The sequence below is a fragment of the Paenibacillus dakarensis genome (genome assembly GCF_001373415.1).
Taxonomy (GTDB): domain Bacteria; phylum Bacillota; class Bacilli; order Paenibacillales; family Paenibacillaceae; genus Paenibacillus_AQ; species Paenibacillus_AQ dakarensis.
In genome coordinates, this window is record NZ_CDSE01000097.1 from 43,044 (window position 1) to 65,312 (window position 22,269).

Sequence of the window (22,269 nt, forward strand, 5' to 3'; positions counted from 1 at the left end):
ATGTGAATTCAAACAATTCAATACATTTTGTTTTAAATTTTTAGTTCTGCTCCTACAAGGCTTTGGACAACAAAAAAAGAGCTGCGAACTTTGTTCGTCAGCTCAATCTCATTTTTATATACCTAACAGTAAATCAGTTCCGTCCCCCGTGATATACTTTAATCCAGCCTTTGGTCGGAACTTCTCTATAGTTATAAAAGCCTTTTTCACGCGGCCTATTTACTTTTTGGTATCCGATTTTTTTCAAAATTTGATCTACCTCGTTCTCTTTATCTGTGTAATCCTCATTATTACATTGGGCTCTTAGAATCTCAGCTTTTAACTGATGAAGCCTTTTATGTAATCGATCTTTCTCGGCTAATTCTTCATACTTCATCATAATTTCTTCCACATTCTTCATTGGTATTTCAGCTAGTTGTTTTACTAAACTCGATTTTTTAGCCTTAAAGACCTTGTATAACATGACGACTGAAGAATCCTTTAACCCCTTAGGACGCCCAATTTGAATCGTATTATCCTCATCTGCAGAATAACTTTTTATTTGTGCCAGAATCAATGTTTCTTCCTTCATATTCAGGATTACTGCCGGAATTATTTTTTGCTTGGCATCTTTCACTAAATAAATATGACCAATCATTTTCCAACTTCTTTCTTATGCTTCGCATTTGCTGCAAAATATGAGTATAAAATAAAAAAATAGCCCTAACTCATCCTATCAGGCCAGTTGTCATTTATATATGTTGTGCACCGCATAAAGGTTACAACCTTTACCAGCATTAACCTTTATTATAACGCCAATATATTAGGAAGCTCCATAGCTTTGATCTTTTATAACCTACCTTACTTTTAGTGCCAATTTACATTGCGTACCACTCTCGTTTCTAATATGTCTGTTGAATTTGTTAATGAGAATTTCTTGGCATAAGATAAACATTCCTCGTAATTTTCCCATACAGCTTCTTTAAATGAATTATAAATATTGCCTGGCCTATAAATCGTATTTGTATGGACTATTTCTTTGCCTACGTACAGCTTTATTTCCTGTGAAGCAGCCGAGAATAACATAAAAATGGATTGATTTAAATTCTCTGCTAACCAATCTTTAACTACCTCTCCAGCTTCAATTAACGTTAATCTCTCTGCAATGATTAGGGTTTTATATCCCATAGGGATTACTTTGGCAATCGCATCGAGGTCTATCACATTAAATAGATAAGTGAAGCCCGAAGCATAAATAAAGTACTTAGCTTCAGCATCTATATCAAAAGGGTTTTTCTTCTCTCCTTCTGAAAAATCATACGTAACTATCGGATATTTACTCACTTAACTACCTCCAGGGTTTTGTTTACTGGTATCTCGAGCAATAGACTGATTAATCTCATCTATGTGTATATAAATGTCTAATATATAATGACTCAGCTTATGGTTCGAAGGTAGTTGAAGCATACTCTCCATTGCCTGTTTGGCGGCTACCCATTCTTCCTTCGTATTAGGACCATTTACTTCGCGATCTCCGATAAAATACAAGAAAACTAAAAATCCGTTAAGCCAGGGATCCCTTCTAACAAAATCAACTTTTTCATTGAATCGTCCCTTTTAGTAAATGCTTCAGCAGACCAGGGATCGCTCAAAACAGCAGCGTTGAAACATTGTTATATGCAGAGCGACCTAACCGCGTTTTTTAATAGCTAGTTCTTCTATTTCAATGAAAATTCTTGAGTAAAGCCCTTTTATGTTTTCATCGGTTTTTTCATCATTATATAAACTTAATCCCCAGTTTTTTAATGAATCATCTTCGATCGATTTATAAACCCCGACAGCATAGCTATTCCCTGGAGACCACTCCCAAGCCTCTTCATATTCAATATTTTTTTCAGTAAAAGGAATATGACTTGTAGTTGAAATAAAAAAGAATGGTATCAGTGAATTTGTATAGATGTCTGAATACCGTCTTTCTGCGGCTTGTTTAAGGTTTTCACTCATAACCAAAACAGCATCATACTTATCTAGGTCTCCTTTATTCAAATCATTAAAGGAAATTTCTTTGAAGTTAACCTGTTCTTCTTTTATTTGTGGCGGTACTCCAATTACTGCGATATTTAATAACTTTCCTTCATACAAATCAAATTTTGTACTCGTACAAGCTGATATGACAAACAATATAATTAACAGAATAATATATCGCCTTCTTACATTCGCCATATAACTCATCCTTCACTTTGAAATCCGCCTTATAATAACATGCTTCTCTTTTTAAGTTCTCCGATCTTTTAATAGGTGAGTTTTTTTTGTCCAATCCGTCAGCCCTTCATTAATTGGTATATATTCTCACCAGTATTGACACGTTTGCTTATCAAATATTACTACATTACTGTCATTAGCCCTTTTGAACTCATATCTATCATAATTTTGATCTTTTAACGATCCTTGAATAAGACCAAAAATTAAAAACCCAAGGATTTTGTATTCATGGTTTCCCCTCCTATCTCCATCATAATTTGTACTTAACTAGTCATCGGCTTGCCCGGATTTGCGTCTGTATACATTGTTTTCTGAAGCTGTTGAGTTCTTTGAGCTACATCATATCGTTGCCACTTGTCTGCCTTGTTTTTTTATTGAACCAGCCCTTTATCAAATTACTTAATCCCCAGAAGAATATTGATAGACTTACCAACATAAAGTATGTGTTACAATTGAAAAACTGGTTATTAATATGAATTGTAAACCCCGTTGTAATACTATTTATGTACTCCCAATCAACAACTCCAAACCGCTCCTTATATACTGTTGCTAAGACATCCCTATACTTACTGTGCATTATAACTTGATAATAGATCCCCACTGTAAAGTGAATGACAATTGAAATAAGAAGAATTGTAAATGTCCTTAAACTAAATATCATATTCTTTAGTAGGTGTACCCATTGTAATATCAAAATGATGAATAACATAAAAATGGGAATAAGTAATAAAATAGCCGGGTTGCCATTTCCGGAACTTGCCCCTGGTGTTGTTGTCATGGAATTTCCGAACAAAAACAGCATGAAAATAATTGCCATATTACTAAGCAGTAATAGCTTGTTCTTCATTTTTACCTCCTCGAGATCACCTCTGAATAACCACCCACCAAGGAGTATCCTTTTGCAACTAAATAAAGGCTTTATAAACAAGTTTAGATCATATCTTGTATATAAAGCCTTATCATTATGGATATATTTTTTTAATTTGGGACCCACGATGAATCCATTATCAATGTCCAACCAAAACATGACACTGATTCCGCACTATTGCTTGGCGCAATCTAAATTCATTACTATGCTAACTTGCCTTCCTTTCTCTTATTGGCGAACTCTGCAGTAGCGGTGAAAAGCGCATCCGAAGAAGAATTCAGCGCTGTTTCAAAAGAATCCTGCACCACGCCTATAATGAACCCTACACCCACAACCTGCATGGCGATATCATTTGATATACCAAACAAGCTGCACGCTAATGGAATTAACAGAAGCGAGCCACCTGCCACTCCAGAAGCACCCATGGCAGAAACTGCAGACAGAATGGAGAGAATCAACGCCGTACCAAAATCGACCTGAATGCCAAGTGTGTGAACAGCTGCCATTGTAAGTGTGGAAATGGTAATCGCTGCTCCCGCCATGTTAATGGTGGCACCTAAGGGAATGGAGACTGCATATGTATCTTTATCCAGTCCCAGCTTTTCGCATAGTCTCATATTAACCGGAATGTTCGCAGCTGAACTTCGGGTGAAGAATGCAGTTATCCCACTTTCCTTTAAAGACTGGAGCACAAGAGGATATGGATTTTTGCGAATATTCAAGTACACGATGAGCGGATTAACGGCCAGCGCTGTAAACAGCATGCATCCAACCAACACAAGTATTAAGCTGCCATAGTCAAGCAAGGAAGAGAGTCCACTAGACGTGATCGAATCAAAGATCAAACCCATAATTCCAAGTGGTGCAAATTGGATCACCCATTTGACGATTTGCGATATGGCATCCGAGGCTTGAGTGAGTAAGCTCTTCATATGGTCATTGGCATTTCTTAGAGCCAAACCCAGCAGAATGGACCAAGCCAAAATACCGATAAAATTGGCGTTGATCAGGGCGTTTACCGGATTATCTACCACCTGAAATAACAAACTCTTCAGCACATCTACAATGCCTTCCGGCGGGGTTACATCTTGTGCCCCGGTAACAAGCGACAACTGAATTGGAAAAATAAAACTGGCCCCAACCGCAATTACTCCTGCAAGAAAGGTACTGACGCCATAAAGAACAAGGATTCTTTTTATATTTGTTTGGCTGCCCTGTTTGTGATTAGATATAGCAGCCATGACCAGGAGTAATACAAGTATGGGTGCTACCGCTTTTAAAGCAGACACAAATAAGGACCCCAAGATCGTTATACCGGATGCACCGGGAACGGTCAGAGCCAGAATAACCCCAAAGACAATTCCCAGGAAGATTCTTTTAACAAGACTTATTTGGTTCCACTTCTGTAATGCGATTCTCATGATAGTCCCCCCCGATGTTAATATCGAATACTCATTACATTATTACCTCAACGCTGTAGCGTGGAGTAGCGTAAGTGTATCATAAAAACGCCCGTTTGTGTGTTACTGTAAAAATATGTACATAACTCTTCTTGATTTTTATCCAATCGTTGTTCAATACATTTTTATCCAAAACATTTCGTTAGTTACTCGACATATATAACTTGCTATTGTATGATTAGTCCATACAAAATATTAAGCACACCATGATCACAATATATTCAGAATAATCGGGAGGTAAGAACAGTGTCCAAATTGAATATCGGTATTATTTTAGGCAGTACACGTCAAGGCCGTTTAAGTCCACAAGTAGGTGAATGGGTTAAACGGATCGGTGACGAGCGCGGAGATGCGAACTACGAAATCGTAGATATCGCAGATTACAAGCTTCCGCTTTTAGGCGAGGCCGACGCGACTGAACAAGCAGCAGCCTGGAATACCAAACTGGCAAGTTTGGACGGCTTCGTATTTATTGTTCAAGAGTACAACCACAGTATTTCTGGCTCATTGAAGAATGCTCTCGATTATGCGCGTGAACCATGGAACAATAAAGCTGCTGGTATCGTGAGTTACGGCTCCGTAGGTGGTGCCCGCGCTGCCGAGCATCTGCGTGGAATCCTGGGCGAGTTGTCCGTAGCCGATGTGCGCATACATCCCGCTCTCTCGTTGTTCACCGATTTCGAGAATTACTCTGTCTTTAAACCAGCGGATCTTCATCTCATTAACCTGAATGGAATGCTTGACCAGGTGCTTGCCTGGAGCGGTGCCTTGAAGACGATTCGCTAATTATTAAAAAGTCGCAGCCAGTTGCCAATAATAATCGGCGGCTGGTTGTTTTGTTTGAATGCGAACCGCAATCCTTCCGGTCCAAAGGCAGCATACCTTGATTGAATATGGTGTGTTTACCAATGGAATCCTGAACATCGCATTTTGTCAAATTTGATATGCAATATGAATACATATATTTGTTTCTGTTCCTCACCAAAGAACCGTGTATATCTAATTTACTTCTGTTTTTTCAAATTGTATTCTTCAATAATTTCAATATTTCTCTTGTTTTTAACATAGTCCTTTATTTGTTCTTTAATGTTTGGATAAAGTACTATTTCTTCTAACTTGTCTAATTCAATCCATCTGACATTTGTTTGATTAGGATCTGGATTCTTAGGCAAGGATGGCTTACCATTCACGATTTTACATTCAAACATTAAACTCAAACTGTGTCTTGCTCCATAAATAGAAGCATTTAAATACGGGGCATACTCATAAACAAAAGCCAAGGGACCAACTTCAACTTCCACATTCGTTTCTTCACGAACCTCTCGTTTTACTGCTTCAATGATTGATTCGCCTGGTTCAGCTCCACCCGTAGGCAGATTATAATGAAGTCCATTTTCATCATCGAATTCCACTAATAAAATCGAATTTTCTTCTATGATTAGCGCACATGCCCTTACTCTAATATGATACATTGTCCATCTCCATATTTAAGATTTATCACTTTGGAGTTTCCGATAATGATTCTTCATGTTTTAAAACCAACAGCACTTGAATGATTATCCTATTACTTCGTTATGTTCTTCGACTAATTGTAAAACTTCGATGTCTTGAAATCTCTCTTGAATCTTGTGCGCAAGTGATCTTACTCCGAAAATCTCGGTAAATGTATGACTTCCAATAATAATATTCATATTTATAAATTTGGCATATTGAATGGTGTATAGTGTCTTTTCGCCCGTTATATAAACATCACAGTTTCTATTCAAAGCTTCCCTCAATTGATTTGTTCCATTGCCTGCCCCAGTCACCATACCGATTCTTTTAATTTCTTTATTGTTATTTTGTTGAAAAAAGACCCTTTCACCTAATAAATCACTCACTATATCTACTAGTTTCTCTATTGTTATTGGAGTATCAAATTCGCCAATTCCTATTGTGCTTTGGCCTTCGACATGACGAGATTGTTGAATTATTGTACTGGCACCTAATAATCTAAGCAATGAATTACATGTACCAAATTCAGCATAATCCAATGGCAAATGAATATAAAAGTGTGCAATATTATGTTCTTTTAATAACTCTACACAACGTTCCTTCATTCCATAAACAAATTCCCACGCATCATGGTGGGTAACAATAAAATCAACATTCTTATCTCTAGCCTGCAAGACTATTTCAGGAGTTAAGTTTGTTGCGTAGCCTAGTTTTTTGTAATTAGCTGATGAAAAATTACAATAACCATACTCATCAAATTCATTAAATTCGTTGAGTAATTGACCAAATAACTCTTCAATATGCAACCTGAATTGTTGAACAATCATCTATGTGTCCCCCAGAATAATTATTTCATGTAGCATGACCGAGAGCGCACAACCAATAATAAGGATGTTGCCGCTTCATTGAATTACAAACCTTATACTGTTTGAATGGGTGACTTCCAAAATTCATATGGACTTGTAGTAGTTATTCTTATGTTAGTTCCTTTTTCAGATTTCGTGTTATTGAGCTCTAAAGGTATAAAGTGATCGGGAAGTAAAATATAATAGGTTTTATTTATTACTGACTCTTCAAAATTAAAAGTGCTATTCTGGGGAGTTATAAACCAAAATAGATTCTTTGCCATGTAACCTTTATAGAATTTTGTCCAGTCTGTTTCTTCTGGATTTCCATTGACCCAAACAGGTTGACTATTTCTAAGCCGTTCACGGAATTCTTGTAAGCCAAGCAAATTGCCAGAATCATCGGTTACATATACGTTCCAGGAGGGATCTAAATAAATCCATTTATTCATGGATTCAAGAAATACGGAGGTCACAACATGACTGTCCAGGTCATATGCATCATAAGAGCGGCAATGTAGTCTTCGAGAGTAGAACCCTAATGATAACAGCATTTCATTTAATATGGTGGCTAATACATAACAGTTCATCTTGATGCGTTTATCATGCGCAAGATCTAATATATGAATTGCATTACATATTTTCGGCGGAGCTACGTTATCATGCTTAATTTTCTCATGTAACCAACCCATTATATTTAATAATTGGGATATATCACTACTATTCCCTGCAACTTTCGTTAATTCATATTTATTTCTTATGTAACTTAACTCTTTTTTGTTCTTGTCATACAGGAATTCCAGTGAGTCATTACAATGTTGAGTATTATATTCGGTGAATTTCAATAAGTTAATATAATGATCTTTGAATTCTGGAATATAACCGAACAACTTTATCCCCTCCAGCGTTATAAATATATCCCACCACGTTAAAATAACCTAGAATTTCACTAGTCTATTAATCCCAAGCTTCTTAAATAATTCTCTATTTCCAGCTTGGTTTCATGAAAATACCTATTCTCATGTTTTCCATAGTTGAAGAAACCATGTTCCATGTCTTGATATGTTTTTAAAGTAATGTCGTTACCAATTTCAACCATCTTATTTATGAATTCTTTATTCTGTTGATAGTCAACATCTGCCGTCCCACATATCCATAATGTTCGTGGCAAGCATAACTTTATATTATGCAATGGTGACAATTCCTCCGCTATATCGATTAGTTCAGGAAACCTCCTTCTCATGATGTCGATACCGTCCATTACAGCTGCGAACATGATTAAGGCATTGGGAACATAGTCTTCTGTCGGATCGATATCATCGTCTATATCCTTAAACATAAGTGATGCAATTGCCATATATCCCCCTGCAGATGCTCCACATACTACAATCTTATTTTTATCAATATTTAGTTAATCCGCATGTTTTCGAACCCAACGCACTGCCGATTTAGTATCACATATTGCTTGAATCGGACTAAATCCATCATCATAGCTGTTTCGATAATCCGTACATATCGCGGTAACTCCTAAGGTTGAGAAATAGTGAGCTTGATGCTGAAATTGCAATGGTGAGAGAGATCCCTTGTGGAAGCTGCCTCCATTAAAAAAGAGAATCGCTGCTCTCTTTTCTTCTCGAATTTCCGGTTCAAATACATACAGCTTAAGTTTCCGCGACTCAACAATCTTATAATCCAGTTCTCTTACTGGATATTCAAATTCAATCGCTCTCATTTAGATACTCCCCCTCTGCCTCCTATGAACAACATCCCTAAAATCATTTGACTGCGTAAATTGATAACCATTGAGGAAATGCAGCCATTGGATTGTACTGCCATTGATATAGCTTTTCTACTTCTTCTGGTGACATCTTTTCTCTTTCGCCACTTACCTCAAACCAAAAGGTATTGTGCTCTGCATACATTTCTTCAATATGTTTTATATTCATTTCTGATGAAACAATCGCATTTATTATATCTTGCATACGCCATGTAAACGTTGGAATCTCTCCAAAAGGACCAAGAGAATCGTATGGCTTAAATACAGTTAATTTCGTAGTGTCGTTCCCGAATGGACGAGTAAAAGGATGAACCTCATACATGATATAAGCACCATTGTCTTTAAGAATTCTATGTATATTTTGATACATGGCATTTAAATCATTGATCCATACATGAACGCCATTTGAGGTATATACAAAATCATATTCATTGCTCTTTATTTGATTTAAAGCCATAGTATCATCGCAAATAAATTGAATATCCCACCCATTTTTAGCAGCTATTGATGCAGCATTTTCTAATTGTCGTTCCGAAATATCGACCGATGTTACGTCTGCTCCCATTAAATAGAATGCAAAAACAGCGTGGTTATCGCCACTAGAAGGTACACATATTTTCTTGCCCTCTAAATTTGGATAAACATCTTTAATCATCGAATACGTTGTATGATGAAATGCAGATTCGGGATGTGCTATTAACCTTGAAATTCTTTCATCAGAACGATATTTAGCAAAATCCGTATCCGACCACTCATTCCAAGCATCCTTTATTAGGGATTCCTTACCCATTTTAAAAACCTCCATTAAATTCCTTCCCTTATTTACTTTCATTAAATTAACTTAGATATTCATGTGCCAACCCCAAATCAAAAAGCTCACTTTCTTTAATGAAAATTAAAACGCCCCAACCTCAGATAGCAGTTATCTTAGGCTGTGGCGTTGTTGTCTGAGCTTATTCCGTGATTATACATCTGACATCCTAAGGGCGATACTCCTCTTGCGTAAAAACCATGTTATCGGATGCCATGGCATCATTATAATATCCAACATGTATTTATAAGAAGCCTTTTTCTTTTAGTAGTTTTATTTTTTCAAATGGTGGTCATATCAATACCACAATCCTTTAAATGATTTATAATGTTTTCATATGAATGATCGTTCCAGATAATAAGATAATATTTTTCCCTGTTTAACTTCTGTAATGCACCGAGCCGATGATTACCGTCATGTAATCTAAAATTACCGTTTTTAATTTCTGCAATTAATGGCGGCATATCCCACCCAGACTCTAATCTATTGCATATTTGATCAATGTTATAGTTCCACCATTTAATATCTTCTACATATTCCAAATCTTCCTCTGGCCCAACTATTCGCTCCAAAATGTTTTATGTCAATTTCAATAGGTCCTACCCAATATCGATTTTTCTTTTTTAAGCCCTCTGACATGACTATATTGTCGCCTTCTCCATTTAAAAATAAATGCACCCACGTTTCTATATCATTGGCCAGAGCATATTCTTTAGCGGCGCTTAATGTAAAAGTATTCATCAGTTTTCCCCACTTTTGTATATTGTTAAATGTATAACTTTATTCAATCCACTTCCTTGGTCCAATTTCATGAAATTGCTTCTTCCTATTATTGTTTAGGGCGTCAAGAATGCGATTATATGTAAAGTCACTCATAGGTTTAGGCAAATCATGTATACTGAAAAATCCACATTCTAATATTTCCGGCGAACTTGGGGTTGGTATTAAACCTTGTTCTATTCGAGCAAGAAATACAAAATGATGCATATCGTATATCGGATCGTAATAAATACCTGATATCTCACCGACAGTAATTTGTACTCCAATCTCTTCTAATGCCTCTCTAGCTGCAGTCTCTTCTGCTGATTCATTTAATTCTGCTTTACCTCCAGGGAGATCCCAATTATTTCTTCCATAACTGTGTTTGACTAACAGTATTCTTTCTTCAGAATCAAAGATAATTGAAGCGGCACCAATCAATTTAGAAGACATAATAGTGCTCCTTTTCATTTTTTTTAGAATCATCTTGCTATGTTACAAGATATATATCGTAATTTTTTCACTCTGGCAACTAAAAAAAGGGACCCTCCATTTACCGGAGCGTCCCTCTTCGAATCCCGTTATTTTTTTTGTTCCTTTAAAATTCGATTAATGATGAGAACATCAGCACTAGAGATTTTCCCGTCCTTGTTCAGATCATACTGCTTATATTCTTTTGCATCCTTATTCAGATGTCTGGAGATCAGGACTTTATCCTGGATGTCAACAACATTGTCGCCGTTTACATCACCGAATAATGGCTCCTCTGGAGAAGTAACCGGCCCGTCGCTGACCTTGATGCGTTTGAGTTTAGCACCTTCAGCGTAGTAAATATGCCCATCGCGGCCAAGCGTCATCAGCTGTGTGGAAATATCAAGTGCCTTGTGATCCAGCGTTACCGGGTCCAAAATCGTAATCTTGCCGTACAGGTCGGTATACAAGAGACCGTCTGCACCGACACGGATATGAATTGGACGCCACATGCCGTAATCAGTAACATTCGGATAAATCACTTTGCTGTCGATCACTTTTTGCTCTTCCATATCGATGGAGAACAGTATTCCGTCCGCAGCCGCCCATAGTTTACCTGAAGCATCAAACGTAAGGCCGCTGATCATAATCGGCGCTTTCACGGCACCTGGAATGTTCGGGGTGAATTCGGCGATTTTCTGCTCTTTTTCCACGTCCCAGATGAACATTTTGGCCTCGGTCGCTGTCGAGTCAATGCCGAGTCCGCCGCGGACAGTGGTGGAGCCGTAAATTTTTCCATCCTTATATGCGAGTCCAACAACACTCTGGTCCTGAACCACATTCCGGTATACCTTGAATGAATTCGTTCCGGCAGCCGGGTCATACACCGTAAGAGCACCGCCCAAATGGCCGTAATCCGGAATGGATCCAAAGAAAATCTTGCCGTCGCCCGTTGTGCTTACATATGGCCGATCCTGATTCTCTCCCAATTTGAACAGATTTTTCGGATTCTGACCAGCCGTCACAGGTTTGGTGGTGTCAAATTCCCGGATCTCGCCGCCGGCGTATACGCCAAAATACAGCTTCTCATTCAACTGGCCAATAGATTCCGCCTGCCCCATCGGGAAGGTCATAATGCTTCCGTTAGCCGGGTCGTACTTGGAAGCGATCGCTGCGGTGTATCCGCTCATGTACATAGCACCGTCCGGCCCCATTTCAAGCGCATGAATCTGGGTTGGCTGGCCTTCAACACCGACCGGAACCGCCTTGGTTTTACCGGTCTGGGGATTGAAATAGGATACGAGCCCTCCGTACTGAATCGTCACTAGCGACTTGCCCGGGAAGTCCGCATCGCCCTGTTCGGTAACCCAGCCCGAGCTTCTCAGCCCCGAGCCGTAGCTCATGCCTGTATCGGTTACCTGAGCCGTTGCCAGGTCAAACGCCATAATCTTCTTATTTTGCACAAAATAAACGTGTCCCTGATGCTCTGGTGAAATATGCAGTCCACCGTAGCCGGTATAAATCTCATCCAGCCACTCGTTCTGCACCATATCATAAACAATAAGGGAGGCAATGCCGCCACCGCTCAGGTAGGCAAACATATAATCGCCCCGGATATCCAGTCCGTAAACGAACGGAAGCTCGGTTACTCCAGGAACGTCACGGATCGGCAGCTCGGATTTCTCTCCAGTCTGCGGATTCAGACGAATAATATGTCCGGTCGAGCCTACACCCGCATACACAATACCGTCCTTGTAATCAATAGATCTTACATACTGCTGTCCCGCAACCATGGAGCCGTAGTCCTTAAATAAACCGGTAACAGGGTTATACTGAAAAACTTTGCCGCTTGGAAAAGTGCCGCCGTACACATTGCCCTGCTCATCCACAGTCAAAGCCCAGATCGAGGATTCACTGGACAACGCTTTCCCAAGGTCTATCAGTTCCTTGCTGACCGGGGAGTATTGGAACAGCTTGTCGCCGCCCCCTATGTATACCGTACCGTCCGGCGCAACGATGTGCGACCAGGCGTTCACAGCGCCCGGCAGGGAAAAGGAGCGCAGCATTTGCTTGTTGTTCAAATCAATGACATTAAACTTCGCAGGATCTCCGTTTACAGTCGTGTACATTACGTCCTTGCCGTCTTCTGTTCCGTAAGCGCTGTCAAAAACAGCGATCTGTTGAATAGGCGCTGCCAGTGTTTCAGGATCGCCAAATACCTTGTTAATGCTTCCGGATCCGTCTGCAGCAGCAGCTGTCTGAGGTGCCAGCGGAAGCATCGTGAGGGTCAGCATAAGCGACAGGGTGACCACCATCATTTTCTTGAGCATGTCCAGTCTGAGCTGGCCAAAATTCATTAATCATCTCACCTTTCACTAATGGGATTTGAAATTCAGCTTAAATGCTATATAACTACCATATAAATGTAAATTAAGCGTTTTCATTTATTTTATAATTTTCCACTTCGCCTCCCAGATGCGGCTCTTACTGCCCTTCCTAGACAGCAGCCAACCCGTGTGGAAATTATGCGGGAAGGGGAAAATGATAACACCGATGATCTGATACTCTTCAGGCCTCTCATTACATGTGCGCTTCAATTCCCCAAATAATTGTAAGTTGCTTGTAAACGTTATCTGCAAGATCTGCCACTAAGAGAAAAGAAACCTATTTTTTTCTTCCAATGTACATGAGGTGCTCAGCAAGGCTAAGAAAATCTTCGCGTTCACATACTTGTTCTGCTAAATCCAACCATGCTGATACCACATCAAGTGGTTGGTTAAGCAGCTCTGCTTCGCGCATGTATAAGAAACTCTCACAGTTTATTAAATGTAACTTTTCAAGCTCGAATTTTTCAAAAAAAGGAAGAATATCATGAGGTCGGATAAAATAATTGTCTGACCACCCATGCCCGGCAAAATTCTGATCATTTATCATAAATTCTAGATCAGATTTTCTTTTTTTATCTAATATCAATGCCGGATTCTGTATTAAGTAATCCCAAACGAAAGAATAGGAAGATACAAATGCCACAAAATAAGTTCCATTCTGTTTTAATTTCTTAAGGCATTCCTTTACTGTCTTTATCCTGTCCTTTTCATTTAAGAGATGATACATCGGCCCCATACAAAGAACATGATCATATTGTTCGTCCCCAATACTAGAAAGGTCACGACTATCGACTATCAAGCCTTCTAATGGCAATCCAAGTTTTTGAGCTTTATTCATCGCATAAGTAACATTATTGTGTGAAAGATCTGCTAATGTTACATCACAACCAAGTTCCGAAAGAAACAGAGAATATCGTCCTGGTCCACCGCCTAGATCCAATACTCTGTCATTAGGTTTCAAATAACGTTTAATGTATCGCTTTGTTAGTTCGAACTCCACTTTATGCCGTTCCAATCGATCCCATTCATAGTTAACGGTTTGATCATAAAACTGTCGTACATTCTCTAAATTTTCGATATCAATCACCCCTAGATATGCAGTTTTTCGCTTAATTTATTTGCACTGATTTTTTAAATGCAATTGTATTTACCAATCATCATTCTCTTAAGGTCCGAAAGGGCTGACTAACGTGGTTAGGAAGTACAGGGTTGCCCCGGCAATCGCTTCCTTGCTCTGTGGTTCCGGGACCCAGGGGTTAAGTTGGATAGTTTGAATATGTTGTTATCTGTAATTAACACCTTTATCTAATAAACTTATGTCACCCGTTTGTATAAGAATCTATTCCTACAGTAGATACGAACTCCAAGCACTGTTCAACAGATTTGTTAATATAATCAGTAATCTCACTTTTGTCATCCTTAAAAAGCTCCAAAGTCTCATTCATAAGACCCTCATCAATTTGAAAATCCTTGCGCATCTCATCGAGTAATGCAGGTATAAAATCTGCGTTATAACCTTGAATGTTGATAGAAGGCAAGACATGCTCATGAAGCGTCAAAGAGTATTCTTTAATAATTCTTCCATTTAATCTTTGAAAATCACGATATGATGTTTGAAGCTTCTCCTTCCATTTGCTGTCGGGTACCGATCTTGGTACTATCTTAAAATATGTATCCAAATAGGCAACATCAGATATCAAATGACACAAGTAACCAAGGTAAAATGGCTGCTCTTTAATGACATCTTTATACATGTTGTAGAATCGCATATAGTTTATATGACTCTTCCCATCCGCATCTATATCTTTAAAATGTGTAACTCCTTTTGGAACACCCATAAGTCCATGTATATCAGGCGCAATACCTCCAAGCATAAATTCGTTCCTATTACTTATGTCAAGTTTATTTGCCAAAAGCGATGAAATGCAGTAGTGCATAATTCTTGAACCCAATTGAATCCCTCCCCGGCACACTAAAAGCACATGATTGGTTTAGCTGAATTTCTTTTCTTCAATAAAATCTTCTCAGTTTGTATGTATTCGATCTTTATTATTTAATATTAATCTCAAGAATTTCCGATAACATTATGGCATTCACGACGTTGAGAGCCTTAGAGCGACTGCTCTAAGGCTCTCATAAGAGTCTCGGCAAATGCATACTCGTTCCCCGTTAGCTTAAAATTCGGATCGCAATCGAGGAGTAAAATTCCATCCTTCTTTCAGGGAATTACATACATCCTCTAATTTTAGACCTCTTGATCCCTTAACTAATACAACATCATCTTTATTTAATACTGCCTGCATCAGCTTCCTTAAAATCCTCGGGCAGACAGAACGATGCCACTTTAGCGCCATAACATGAAGTTATATGATGTTTATTAATCGATGTATCTACTATAGTTTTTTTGCATTATTAAATCTATGTATCCCAAAATCCTTAAAATCTGATGTTAAAATTGCTTCTCTAAGTGGATATAGATTAGAAGTAAATCTTAATTCAATTCCTTTACTTATAAGTCTCTCTATCAATTTATCGACTTTCTCTATAACAATCGGTTTCACTACTTGATAAGAGATATAGTACCCAGCTGTCTTGTCAAATAGTTCAAAACCATCATCTTTAAAATGGTATTTAAATAATGTTTGTTCAATAATTCGTGTATACCATTCACTCTCTACAGTAACAATAATGTCAGCATTAGTGTTATTGAAAAATAAATCAATGTTCTTATCGCTGATATCTTCTGTTTTTGTACAAATAATTCGAGGACAATCTCTCGGAAAATAATATGTGAATTCATGTTCCTCATCAATTGCCCACACTACTGCTGGAAAATCAGATCGATTCTGTTTTTCTTTTGGAACAAAGATTTCTATACTAGCATCTTCGCTGTAATGATAAAGCATTTAAACACCTCATTTTTATATGTATTTCAACTTTATTTGTTCTAACTTTTTTGCTTGTTTATATGCTTTTACTAGAAACTCTTCAACTGACAGATTAAGATAATCCCAGTTCATGGCTTCAATTGAGATGGGTCCTGAATAATCAGCCTCTACTATTTTTTGCATAATTACGGCCCAATCAAGCGTGCCATCAAAAGGCAATCCGTGTTGAGCGTAGCTTCCGTTATTATCATGCAGGTGCATAGCTTTTAATCGTTCACCGTATAAGGACAATAAATCACATTCTGGATAATATCGATAGTGGTGACTTACATCGTAACAAAAACCGACTTGCGGCGAATCCACTTCGTTCAATACGTGTGTCAAGTTTGCTAAATTCCATAAGTTCTCTAAAGCAATGTTAACTCCTCGCTGTTCCGCTCTGTCCACAATGTATTTAAATCTATCCATAGCAAAGGGGTTATGTATATGTTCTTCATCCGGAAGATGTATGACCATTGTTGGTATTTCTAGATTCGAACAGTCTTCAATACATTCCTGATAGCAATTGACCAAAGCTTCACCCGCCAAATTAGCTAACCAAAGATCATTTTGATTTTCGATGGGGGCATGAATGTTTTCAATCGTAAGTCCCACTTCTCGTGCAAATCGTGCTCCGTTTCGATATTCTCCACGGCCAAATCCTTCACTCCACCACATCATCACCCCATCAAAACCTGCTTGCTTAATCAAACGATAACGTTCTTCAATAGGCAGTTCATATCCGAACCAATCATAGATACTAATCATATAAACACTCCTTTTTTATCCTTACAACAATTTTCTCTATTCTTGATGTTTAATCGTTTTTAATTGTAATCAAGTGAAATCACCCTGCGTTATTGATCATAAAGGTTCCTTTGAATTTTGGATATTTCGTTTGTCGTTGGATCATATTTAAAAAGATATAGTATTTTCTCATCATCCTTATAAAGCCAAAATCCATCACTATTTATTCCTGAACTTGATTGCCCATAAACTGCAAATCCATCTGGAAAATGAATTTGAGGTTGTTGTACATTTCTGATTGATGTTATTTCCTGCTTTAAGTCAATGACTTGATAACCTAAAAAAAGAATCACCATAATTAATCCGGTGATAATAAAGTTCAGATTCTTCATAATATTCTCCTTTAGATTTTAGTATTTCGGGTTTCACTTAACGCTTCTCGTATTCACGGCTTCCACCACCATATGCCCCGTAGGGGCGACCGCGATTTGGTTAGTCGGTGCAAGCGTGTCTGCCTATGCGAATAAACACTGTTAACTGATGCAAACAACTTCCTCGAAGCACAATCAAAATTCTTATAATCTTTCCTTTAAGAAAGAAACCATTCCCAACTTCTCATCTTCTTTAAAGTTATTGCACTTACTAAGTTCAAAAGTATAATGATCTTCCGATTCCCTAATATCTATTGCTTTACAAATGTATTCCGCCTTTCCCCTATTAGAGCTCATTCCATCTCTTGAATTATCCACCGCCCAGTATATTTCACTGCCGTTTGACATTACGTCATGTATCCAATACCCTCCATCAATTATTGGAGGAATTAACATCAAGTTATCTCCCTTTCCTTCTTTGAACCTATTAGCCAGCTCTTCTAATCGTTTAAAATCTTTATTATCAAAGTTGACCAAGAAAAATTCATTCCTTGATTCTTCTTTTCCACTTCGATCTTTATTTGTAATGATCAATACAATAATTAGAACAAGAATTATGGTAAGTAATATATAGTTCAATAATCTATTACTCATAATTGCTTTTTCCTTTCCGCTAATTTCAGCTAACGTTTCAGGATCGAATGTCCCGAATCGTGAATGCGGTGTTAGATAATTCCCCCGTATTCGAAGCTTTATTTTACGAATTCTTATGTGGTTTTCTTCAATTCCTTAGTTAGAAGATTCCTGCAGGAAATATTATTCTCACCTTTATCAATCTCAACTAACACTAATCTTGTGGCTCGAGCAATCTGGGGTTTAAATCGTCCTATAATATAATTAATAGTTTTTAATCCTTCTTCCAAGGAATTATTTTTACCGATCGAAGTATGAGGGAACCATCGCCCCGGAGCATAGTATGGATTGCAATATTCTTCAAATTCCTGAAAAAATTTATGGATTTTAGTCATCAAACCCGTAAATTCTCTTGTCGAATTGGGTTGCAAGTAGGTAACCATTGATTGTGGGAAAATTGCAACCGCGTCAAAATGTAATTCAAATTCATTTAAATCATACTGTGTAAACTCCCTAAACTTTTCTACCAAATTTAATTGTTCTATATCTCCATATAACGCTAAAGCTATATGTGGTTCAGTTCCTTGAACCGAATTCATAAAGGAAGACAGATTTTTCTCATGACAGAGTTTCCACAACTCACGAACATATAAATCAAATTCCTTGTTGAAGAATATTTCGATCGCATACGTTTTCATGTTTTACTCCTTTTCATTTTGTTAAGGGATTTCGTCTAACGTTTATATATCTACGAACCCGAGAGGCTTAAGGCGCGAACGCGCCGGGTCCGGAGGACTTAGCCTCGCAAGGTTGTAAGCTGAACCCACTTCTTCGCTTCTCACATCTTGCGAGCCAAGGGCAAATACAGCCCGAAGCGTAGATATGATATTATAGGATGTCACTGACTTTATTGAGTTAATTAATAGGTTTATTTCGTATCTGGTTTAATTCTTCCGATTTGATAAATCGCCTTCCTAAAATATTTACCTACTTTCTCCAACTCATTCATTACATAATTAATTTTATTCTCATCGTGAAACCAATTTTCTTTATTTACTCCTGTCTTATCAATCACAGGACTTACGTAAAAAATCGTCTCTGGTGGGAAAATAAACCGATAAGTTAAAAGCGCTCTTCGTGCATGGTAGTTTTTACAGACAAGGATAACCCTCTTAGGGGATAGCCCTTTTTGCTGCAAAATGTCTAACGAGAGGCGCGCATTCTCAAATGTATTTGTAGCCTGATCTTCTTTAAGAATTACTTCCGGCGGAATTCCTAATGATACTCCAATATCTTTTAAGAATTTCCATTCAGTTTCTTCCACATGCTGAGTTGGACCACCAGAAGGTAGGATAAATGGAGCAAATCCTTGATGGTACAAGATTGCAGCTCTCTCCATTAATTGAGGATGACTAGCACCCGGGATCAAAATAACATCAGAATGTTGCAAGTCTGTTTCAAAAAACATAAATTCACCGATACAGTCAAATGGATACGGCAATTTGATTCCTCTCCTGTGCCTTTGGTTTTAATTTTTAAACTTTTCGCTGATTTCGAATAACGTTTCCGTGTTTACGACGTCCCACCACCTTAAGCGAACGAATGTGAGCGGCTGCAATGCGGTTAGATGAAGCGGGTGTGTCCCGGCAAACACTTCTCAGATTAAACTTCAGGGACCTAGGGAGCTTGTCTGAAGATGCGTTAGCACTTTATTAAATGATGTCAGTGTCTTCTCCGAATAACTTGCAAAATTATTTTGTATTTACTTCTGTTAATTAGTGAGTAACAGGTCCTTACTCATCTTCACTTGTTCAATCATATGTCCTATGTTCCCTTCGCCAGCAAATAAAGACATATCAAAAAAATCCTTATTTAGATCAGACCAATATAGTTCATTTTCATCCCCCGAAATTATTACTTCTTGCTGTAGTCTTCCAGCATAAACTTCAACATAGCAATTCTGAATGTAATACTTAAAGTCCATCAAATGATGTAATATGATGTCCTGATCTGTGATTCCGGTTTCCTCTAGCAACTCCCGATAAGCAGCATGAATACCTGATTCACCATCTTCGATTTTTCCACCAACTAGATTACTCAATCCCTTATAAGGATTCTTTAATCGTTTACACATAAGCAATTGATCCATACCTTTGTTATAAATCATTAGAACGTTGTACCCTTGCATAGGAACCCCCCAGTAAATGGATTTTCTAATCTTATGTGGTTTTAATATGTTTTGTCTGATTTCCTTTAACGTTTCCGTATTCACGATGTACATTTACCCTAAGCTGCTCAATTAGCACGATCTCCAATTTCTTTCACGTAAACGATTCTCACGGGTTTCTTCATCACGATCTAGAATTCCCAGCAGCATTTTCGCTATGGGTGCTTTAAAGCTCAAGTGCTGTAATTACCTTCAATTCTGTTTAAAGTAACATATATAGATTTAAAGGAGATGATAGCATGTCAGATAAGAAACCTTCGGTTCACACCGTCCCTGACCGTGATGGTGGATGGAACAACAAACAAGAGGGCAAAGTTATTAGTCACGCTGATACAAAAGCCGAAGCGCAAAAACTAGGTAGAGAAAAAGCCATCAAAGACACAACTGAACATGTAATTCATAATAAAGACGGGAAAATCTCCGAGTCTAACAGCTATGGCCATGACCCTTATCCTCCAAAAGGATAAAAATTAAATGCACCTATTATAGGGTGCATTTTTCAATTTAAATTATATACTCAACAAACGCTGGAGACCCTAACACATTGCCTTCTTTTTATATTTCAGTTTCATCATCTATTGATATGTTTCATCATATGGATAGTTATCCGATGGACTTGCCCTCTTCGAATTACTGAGAAGTTGTTTAATTCCTTATTAAATCCACTAGTTTATATAACTCCGCTATATCATGTCTATCAATCTCTTCAAATCTATTAATAGCTTCTTCAATATCCACTGTTTCTACAGATATTACTTGTTCTCCATCCACGGGATTTAATGGTTTACCTACAAGGTTAACTTCACCATATCCTACGATTCTTACGAATTTAGGATGAGGAATATGAGGCTTATACGGTTTTTCTGCACTTGATTCACAATCAAATTGTCCAATCACTTCATATGTAATCAATTCCCCACCGAGTTCTTCCATCACTTCACGTCTTAAAGCATCCATATATCCTTCTCCAGGTTCTAATGTTCCCCCTGGAAGTTCCCACATACCATTATCGATTTGAAATATAACATACTTGTTTCCAACACAAGGTATTATACTTACATTGCTTATTAATGCCTCTTCAACAGTATTCGTAAAAGTAAAATCAGCTTTTACAATCCCCCAATCAATGCTATGCGACAGTGTGGGGAATTCTTTAATATTAGGCGTATCCATTCGGTCTTGTCTCCCATGAATTTATGTTTTTATAGTAATGCAACTCTTTCATAAAACGTTTCTGTATTCACGAACCCCCACTGCCTTAAGCACCGAAGGGAGCGGCCGCGACTCAGTTAGGTTGTGCAGGGTTGTCTGCCCGTTTCCGCTTCTTCTAATTTGCCTTGGGCAGACCAAGCGACGTTAGCTGCACAGCGCGAGTATAATGTTATAGGAAGTATTCAGCCACTTTGAATAACTACCAAGGTATCTCCTCATAATTTGGAAATATGAATTTACCTGACTCCCCTATGGGGATTGTATCGATCCATTTAATTATGTTTCTTGCTGCATCTTTAGCTTTCCATTCACCTTGCCCGTGACTAGTTGTACTTCTAAACTTCCCTGGATGAATAGCGAAAGTGGCTATCCCTTTCTGTGATAACTCATGGTTTAAGCATGACGTAAACATATTTTGTGAGGCCTTTGCTATTCTGTATCCATAAGATAGTTCTTCCGCTCCATAATAATCATTTGCTATTCGTTCCAGAGAGCCCAATCTGGATGAAATATTCAGAATTAATGGCTTTGAAGATTTAAGTAAAAAGGATTGGGAAGCCAAGACACATCGTACTGCACCTAAACAATGAATATTGAACAGTTTTGAAATATTACCTGTTGTAATTTGATTCAATGTAAAGTCGGGTCGTTGCGAAGCTATACCAGCATTATTAATTAAAATATCCAGTCTATCTGTATATGAAGTTAATACCTTTTCAATTAGAGGGATTGACTCATCATTATTTAAGTCAGTAATAATAGGATAGCATTTATCAGTTATTTCTCTACTTATTAATCGAGCACTTTCTTCGGATCGAACAAGGGGAAATATTACATGTCCAGCATCATTAAATTGCTTGCACAACTCCAATCCTAGTCCTTTACCTGCACCTGTAACTAGCACATTCATTGGCTCACCACCACTTCTGAGAAGTTTTCTAATGTTTTCGTTTTTTTGAGGATTTCATAAAACGTTCCCTTGTTCATGACGTCCCATCGACTTAAGCGAATACTTCCGGGATCGAGGGCGAGGGTCTTG

27 protein-coding genes are annotated in these 22,269 nt (G+C 38.0%); 2 read left to right on the forward strand and 25 right to left on the reverse strand.

Going from position 1 to position 22,269, the window contains the following annotated elements; all coding sequences use genetic code 11:
• Window positions 1-133: 133 nt before the first annotated feature.
• The 5 genes from BN1234_RS20530 to sstT form a co-directional block, all read right to left on the reverse strand.
• Complete coding sequence (locus tag BN1234_RS20530; protein WP_054958500.1) at window positions 134-637, reverse strand: hypothetical protein; 504 nt, start codon at window positions 635-637, stop codon at window positions 134-136.
• Between the two features lie 209 nt (window positions 638-846).
• Window positions 847-1,323, reverse strand: coding sequence for a hypothetical protein (locus BN1234_RS20535; RefSeq protein ID WP_054958501.1), 477 nt, complete (start codon window positions 1,321-1,323; stop codon window positions 847-849).
• A gap of 345 nt (window positions 1,324-1,668) precedes the next feature.
• On the reverse strand, window positions 1,669-2,202 hold the full coding sequence (locus tag BN1234_RS20545; RefSeq protein WP_054958503.1) for a hypothetical protein: 534 nt from the start codon (window positions 2,200-2,202) through the stop codon (window positions 1,669-1,671).
• A 373-nt stretch (window positions 2,203-2,575) separates the two neighbouring features.
• Complete coding sequence (locus tag BN1234_RS20550) at window positions 2,576-3,088, reverse strand: hypothetical protein (RefSeq protein ID WP_156337289.1); 513 nt, start codon at window positions 3,086-3,088, stop codon at window positions 2,576-2,578.
• Window positions 3,089-3,312: 224 nt separating this feature from the next.
• A complete protein-coding gene (gene sstT / locus BN1234_RS20555; protein ID WP_054958505.1) occupies window positions 3,313-4,530 on the reverse strand; it encodes a serine/threonine transporter SstT in 1,218 nt (405 codons plus the stop codon).
• Between the two features lie 285 nt (window positions 4,531-4,815).
• Between sstT and BN1234_RS20560 the strand changes: the two genes are divergently transcribed.
• Complete coding sequence (locus tag BN1234_RS20560; RefSeq protein WP_054958506.1) at window positions 4,816-5,355, forward strand: NADPH-dependent FMN reductase; 540 nt, start codon at window positions 4,816-4,818, stop codon at window positions 5,353-5,355.
• Between the two features lie 218 nt (window positions 5,356-5,573).
• Here the strand turns inward: BN1234_RS20560 and BN1234_RS20565 are convergent, their stop codons facing one another.
• The 18 genes from BN1234_RS20565 to BN1234_RS20650 all read right to left on the reverse strand — a co-directional run bounded on the left by BN1234_RS20565 (window position 5,574) and on the right by BN1234_RS20650 (window position 19,979).
• The gene (locus BN1234_RS20565; protein ID WP_054958507.1) at window positions 5,574-6,041 is read right to left on the reverse strand and encodes an NUDIX domain-containing protein; all 468 of its coding nucleotides are present in this window, start codon (window positions 6,039-6,041) and stop codon (window positions 5,574-5,576) included.
• 84 nt (window positions 6,042-6,125) lie between these two features.
• Window positions 6,126-6,890 (reverse strand): Nif3-like dinuclear metal center hexameric protein, encoded by a 765-nt coding sequence (locus BN1234_RS20570; protein ID WP_054958508.1) that lies wholly within the window; start codon window positions 6,888-6,890, stop codon window positions 6,126-6,128.
• 92 nt (window positions 6,891-6,982) lie between these two features.
• Window positions 6,983-7,798: a transglutaminase domain-containing protein gene (locus BN1234_RS20575; RefSeq protein WP_054958509.1), complete on the reverse strand. Its 816-nt coding sequence runs from the start codon at window positions 7,796-7,798 to the stop codon at window positions 6,983-6,985.
• 59 nt (window positions 7,799-7,857) lie between these two features.
• Window positions 7,858-8,265: an alpha/beta hydrolase family protein gene (locus BN1234_RS22870; RefSeq protein ID WP_245640240.1), complete on the reverse strand. Its 408-nt coding sequence runs from the start codon at window positions 8,263-8,265 to the stop codon at window positions 7,858-7,860.
• A gap of 54 nt (window positions 8,266-8,319) precedes the next feature.
• On the reverse strand, window positions 8,320-8,640 hold the full coding sequence (locus BN1234_RS22875) for an alpha/beta hydrolase (RefSeq protein WP_245640241.1): 321 nt from the start codon (window positions 8,638-8,640) through the stop codon (window positions 8,320-8,322).
• 43 nt (window positions 8,641-8,683) lie between these two features.
• Window positions 8,684-9,475, reverse strand: coding sequence for a class I SAM-dependent methyltransferase (locus BN1234_RS20585; RefSeq protein WP_054958510.1), 792 nt, complete (start codon window positions 9,473-9,475; stop codon window positions 8,684-8,686).
• 540 nt (window positions 9,476-10,015) lie between these two features.
• Entirely contained in the window at window positions 10,016-10,237 is a 222-nt protein-coding gene (locus tag BN1234_RS20595; RefSeq protein WP_054958512.1) for a hypothetical protein, read from the reverse strand.
• A gap of 39 nt (window positions 10,238-10,276) precedes the next feature.
• Complete coding sequence (locus BN1234_RS20600) at window positions 10,277-10,708, reverse strand: NUDIX hydrolase (RefSeq protein ID WP_054958513.1); 432 nt, start codon at window positions 10,706-10,708, stop codon at window positions 10,277-10,279.
• 128 nt (window positions 10,709-10,836) lie between these two features.
• On the reverse strand, window positions 10,837-13,083 hold the full coding sequence (locus tag BN1234_RS20605; protein ID WP_054958514.1) for a dockerin type I domain-containing protein: 2,247 nt from the start codon (window positions 13,081-13,083) through the stop codon (window positions 10,837-10,839).
• A 307-nt stretch (window positions 13,084-13,390) separates the two neighbouring features.
• Complete coding sequence (locus BN1234_RS20610; RefSeq protein WP_170308096.1) at window positions 13,391-14,200, reverse strand: class I SAM-dependent methyltransferase; 810 nt, start codon at window positions 14,198-14,200, stop codon at window positions 13,391-13,393.
• Window positions 14,201-14,432: 232 nt separating this feature from the next.
• Window positions 14,433-15,065, reverse strand: coding sequence for a zinc dependent phospholipase C family protein (locus BN1234_RS20615; RefSeq protein WP_054958516.1), 633 nt, complete (start codon window positions 15,063-15,065; stop codon window positions 14,433-14,435).
• Window positions 15,066-15,506: 441 nt separating this feature from the next.
• Window positions 15,507-16,019: a DUF6886 family protein gene (locus BN1234_RS20620; RefSeq protein ID WP_054958517.1), complete on the reverse strand. Its 513-nt coding sequence runs from the start codon at window positions 16,017-16,019 to the stop codon at window positions 15,507-15,509.
• A 15-nt stretch (window positions 16,020-16,034) separates the two neighbouring features.
• A complete protein-coding gene (locus tag BN1234_RS20625) occupies window positions 16,035-16,808 on the reverse strand; it encodes a sugar phosphate isomerase/epimerase family protein (RefSeq protein ID WP_054958518.1) in 774 nt (257 codons plus the stop codon).
• 89 nt (window positions 16,809-16,897) lie between these two features.
• The gene (locus BN1234_RS20630; RefSeq protein WP_054958519.1) at window positions 16,898-17,179 is read right to left on the reverse strand and encodes a hypothetical protein; all 282 of its coding nucleotides are present in this window, start codon (window positions 17,177-17,179) and stop codon (window positions 16,898-16,900) included.
• Between the two features lie 183 nt (window positions 17,180-17,362).
• Window positions 17,363-17,812, reverse strand: coding sequence for a DUF4362 domain-containing protein (locus BN1234_RS20635; RefSeq protein WP_054958520.1), 450 nt, complete (start codon window positions 17,810-17,812; stop codon window positions 17,363-17,365).
• Between the two features lie 113 nt (window positions 17,813-17,925).
• Complete coding sequence (locus BN1234_RS20640) at window positions 17,926-18,489, reverse strand: 2'-5' RNA ligase family protein (protein ID WP_054958521.1); 564 nt, start codon at window positions 18,487-18,489, stop codon at window positions 17,926-17,928.
• A 230-nt stretch (window positions 18,490-18,719) separates the two neighbouring features.
• On the reverse strand, window positions 18,720-19,292 hold the full coding sequence (locus BN1234_RS20645) for a YdcF family protein (RefSeq protein WP_054958522.1): 573 nt from the start codon (window positions 19,290-19,292) through the stop codon (window positions 18,720-18,722).
• A gap of 270 nt (window positions 19,293-19,562) precedes the next feature.
• Window positions 19,563-19,979: an NUDIX hydrolase gene (locus tag BN1234_RS20650; protein WP_054958585.1), complete on the reverse strand. Its 417-nt coding sequence runs from the start codon at window positions 19,977-19,979 to the stop codon at window positions 19,563-19,565.
• A gap of 278 nt (window positions 19,980-20,257) precedes the next feature.
• On the opposite strand from BN1234_RS20650, the gene BN1234_RS20655 reads away from it, so the two are divergent.
• Window positions 20,258-20,485 (forward strand): DUF2188 domain-containing protein, encoded by a 228-nt coding sequence (locus BN1234_RS20655; RefSeq protein WP_054958523.1) that lies wholly within the window; start codon window positions 20,258-20,260, stop codon window positions 20,483-20,485.
• Window positions 20,486-20,663: 178 nt separating this feature from the next.
• On the opposite strand, the gene BN1234_RS20660 is transcribed toward BN1234_RS20655, so the two are convergent.
• Both BN1234_RS20660 and BN1234_RS20665 read right to left on the reverse strand, forming a co-directional pair.
• Window positions 20,664-21,191, reverse strand: a complete 528-nt coding sequence (locus BN1234_RS20660; RefSeq protein ID WP_054958524.1) for an NUDIX hydrolase — start codon at window positions 21,189-21,191, stop codon at window positions 20,664-20,666.
• Window positions 21,192-21,429: 238 nt separating this feature from the next.
• Window positions 21,430-22,140, reverse strand: coding sequence for an SDR family NAD(P)-dependent oxidoreductase (locus tag BN1234_RS20665; RefSeq protein WP_054958525.1), 711 nt, complete (start codon window positions 22,138-22,140; stop codon window positions 21,430-21,432).
• Between the last annotated feature and the right edge of the window lie 129 nt (window positions 22,141-22,269).

Coding starts and splice junctions, on each gene's coding strand:
- BN1234_RS20625 (WP_054958518.1), bottom strand. CDS start 16,808: ATGATTAGTATCTATGATTGGTTCGGATATGAACTGCCTATTGAAGAA.
- BN1234_RS20630 (WP_054958519.1), bottom strand. CDS start 17,179: ATGAAGAATCTGAACTTTATTATCACCGGATTAATTATGGTGATTCTT.
- BN1234_RS20660 (WP_054958524.1), bottom strand. CDS start 21,191: ATGGATACGCCTAATATTAAAGAATTCCCCACACTGTCGCATAGCATT.
- BN1234_RS20640 (WP_054958521.1), bottom strand. CDS start 18,489: ATGAAAACGTATGCGATCGAAATATTCTTCAACAAGGAATTTGATTTA.
- BN1234_RS20595 (WP_054958512.1), bottom strand. CDS start 10,237: ATGAATACTTTTACATTAAGCGCCGCTAAAGAATATGCTCTGGCCAAT.
- BN1234_RS20550 (WP_156337289.1), bottom strand. CDS start 3,088: ATGAAGAACAAGCTATTACTGCTTAGTAATATGGCAATTATTTTCATG.
- BN1234_RS20600 (WP_054958513.1), bottom strand. CDS start 10,708: ATGTCTTCTAAATTGATTGGTGCCGCTTCAATTATCTTTGATTCTGAA.
- BN1234_RS20530 (WP_054958500.1), bottom strand. CDS start 637: ATGATTGGTCATATTTATTTAGTGAAAGATGCCAAGCAAAAAATAATT.
- BN1234_RS20545 (WP_054958503.1), bottom strand. CDS start 2,202: ATGGCGAATGTAAGAAGGCGATATATTATTCTGTTAATTATATTGTTT.
- BN1234_RS20650 (WP_054958585.1), bottom strand. CDS start 19,979: ATGCAAGGGTACAACGTTCTAATGATTTATAACAAAGGTATGGATCAA.
- BN1234_RS20620 (WP_054958517.1), bottom strand. CDS start 16,019: ATGCTTTATCATTACAGCGAAGATGCTAGTATAGAAATCTTTGTTCCA.
- BN1234_RS20665 (WP_054958525.1), bottom strand. CDS start 22,140: ATGAATGTGCTAGTTACAGGTGCAGGTAAAGGACTAGGATTGGAGTTG.
- BN1234_RS22875 (WP_245640241.1), bottom strand. CDS start 8,640: ATGAGAGCGATTGAATTTGAATATCCAGTAAGAGAACTGGATTATAAG.
- BN1234_RS20605 (WP_054958514.1), bottom strand. CDS start 13,083: ATGAATTTTGGCCAGCTCAGACTGGACATGCTCAAGAAAATGATGGTG.
- BN1234_RS20585 (WP_054958510.1), bottom strand. CDS start 9,475: ATGGGTAAGGAATCCCTAATAAAGGATGCTTGGAATGAGTGGTCGGAT.
- BN1234_RS20655 (WP_054958523.1), top strand. CDS start 20,258: ATGTCAGATAAGAAACCTTCGGTTCACACCGTCCCTGACCGTGATGGT.
- BN1234_RS20635 (WP_054958520.1), bottom strand. CDS start 17,812: ATGAGTAATAGATTATTGAACTATATATTACTTACCATAATTCTTGTT.
- BN1234_RS20565 (WP_054958507.1), bottom strand. CDS start 6,041: ATGTATCATATTAGAGTAAGGGCATGTGCGCTAATCATAGAAGAAAAT.
- BN1234_RS20570 (WP_054958508.1), bottom strand. CDS start 6,890: ATGATTGTTCAACAATTCAGGTTGCATATTGAAGAGTTATTTGGTCAA.
- BN1234_RS22870 (WP_245640240.1), bottom strand. CDS start 8,265: ATGGCAATTGCATCACTTATGTTTAAGGATATAGACGATGATATCGAT.
- sstT (WP_054958505.1), bottom strand. CDS start 4,530: ATGAGAATCGCATTACAGAAGTGGAACCAAATAAGTCTTGTTAAAAGA.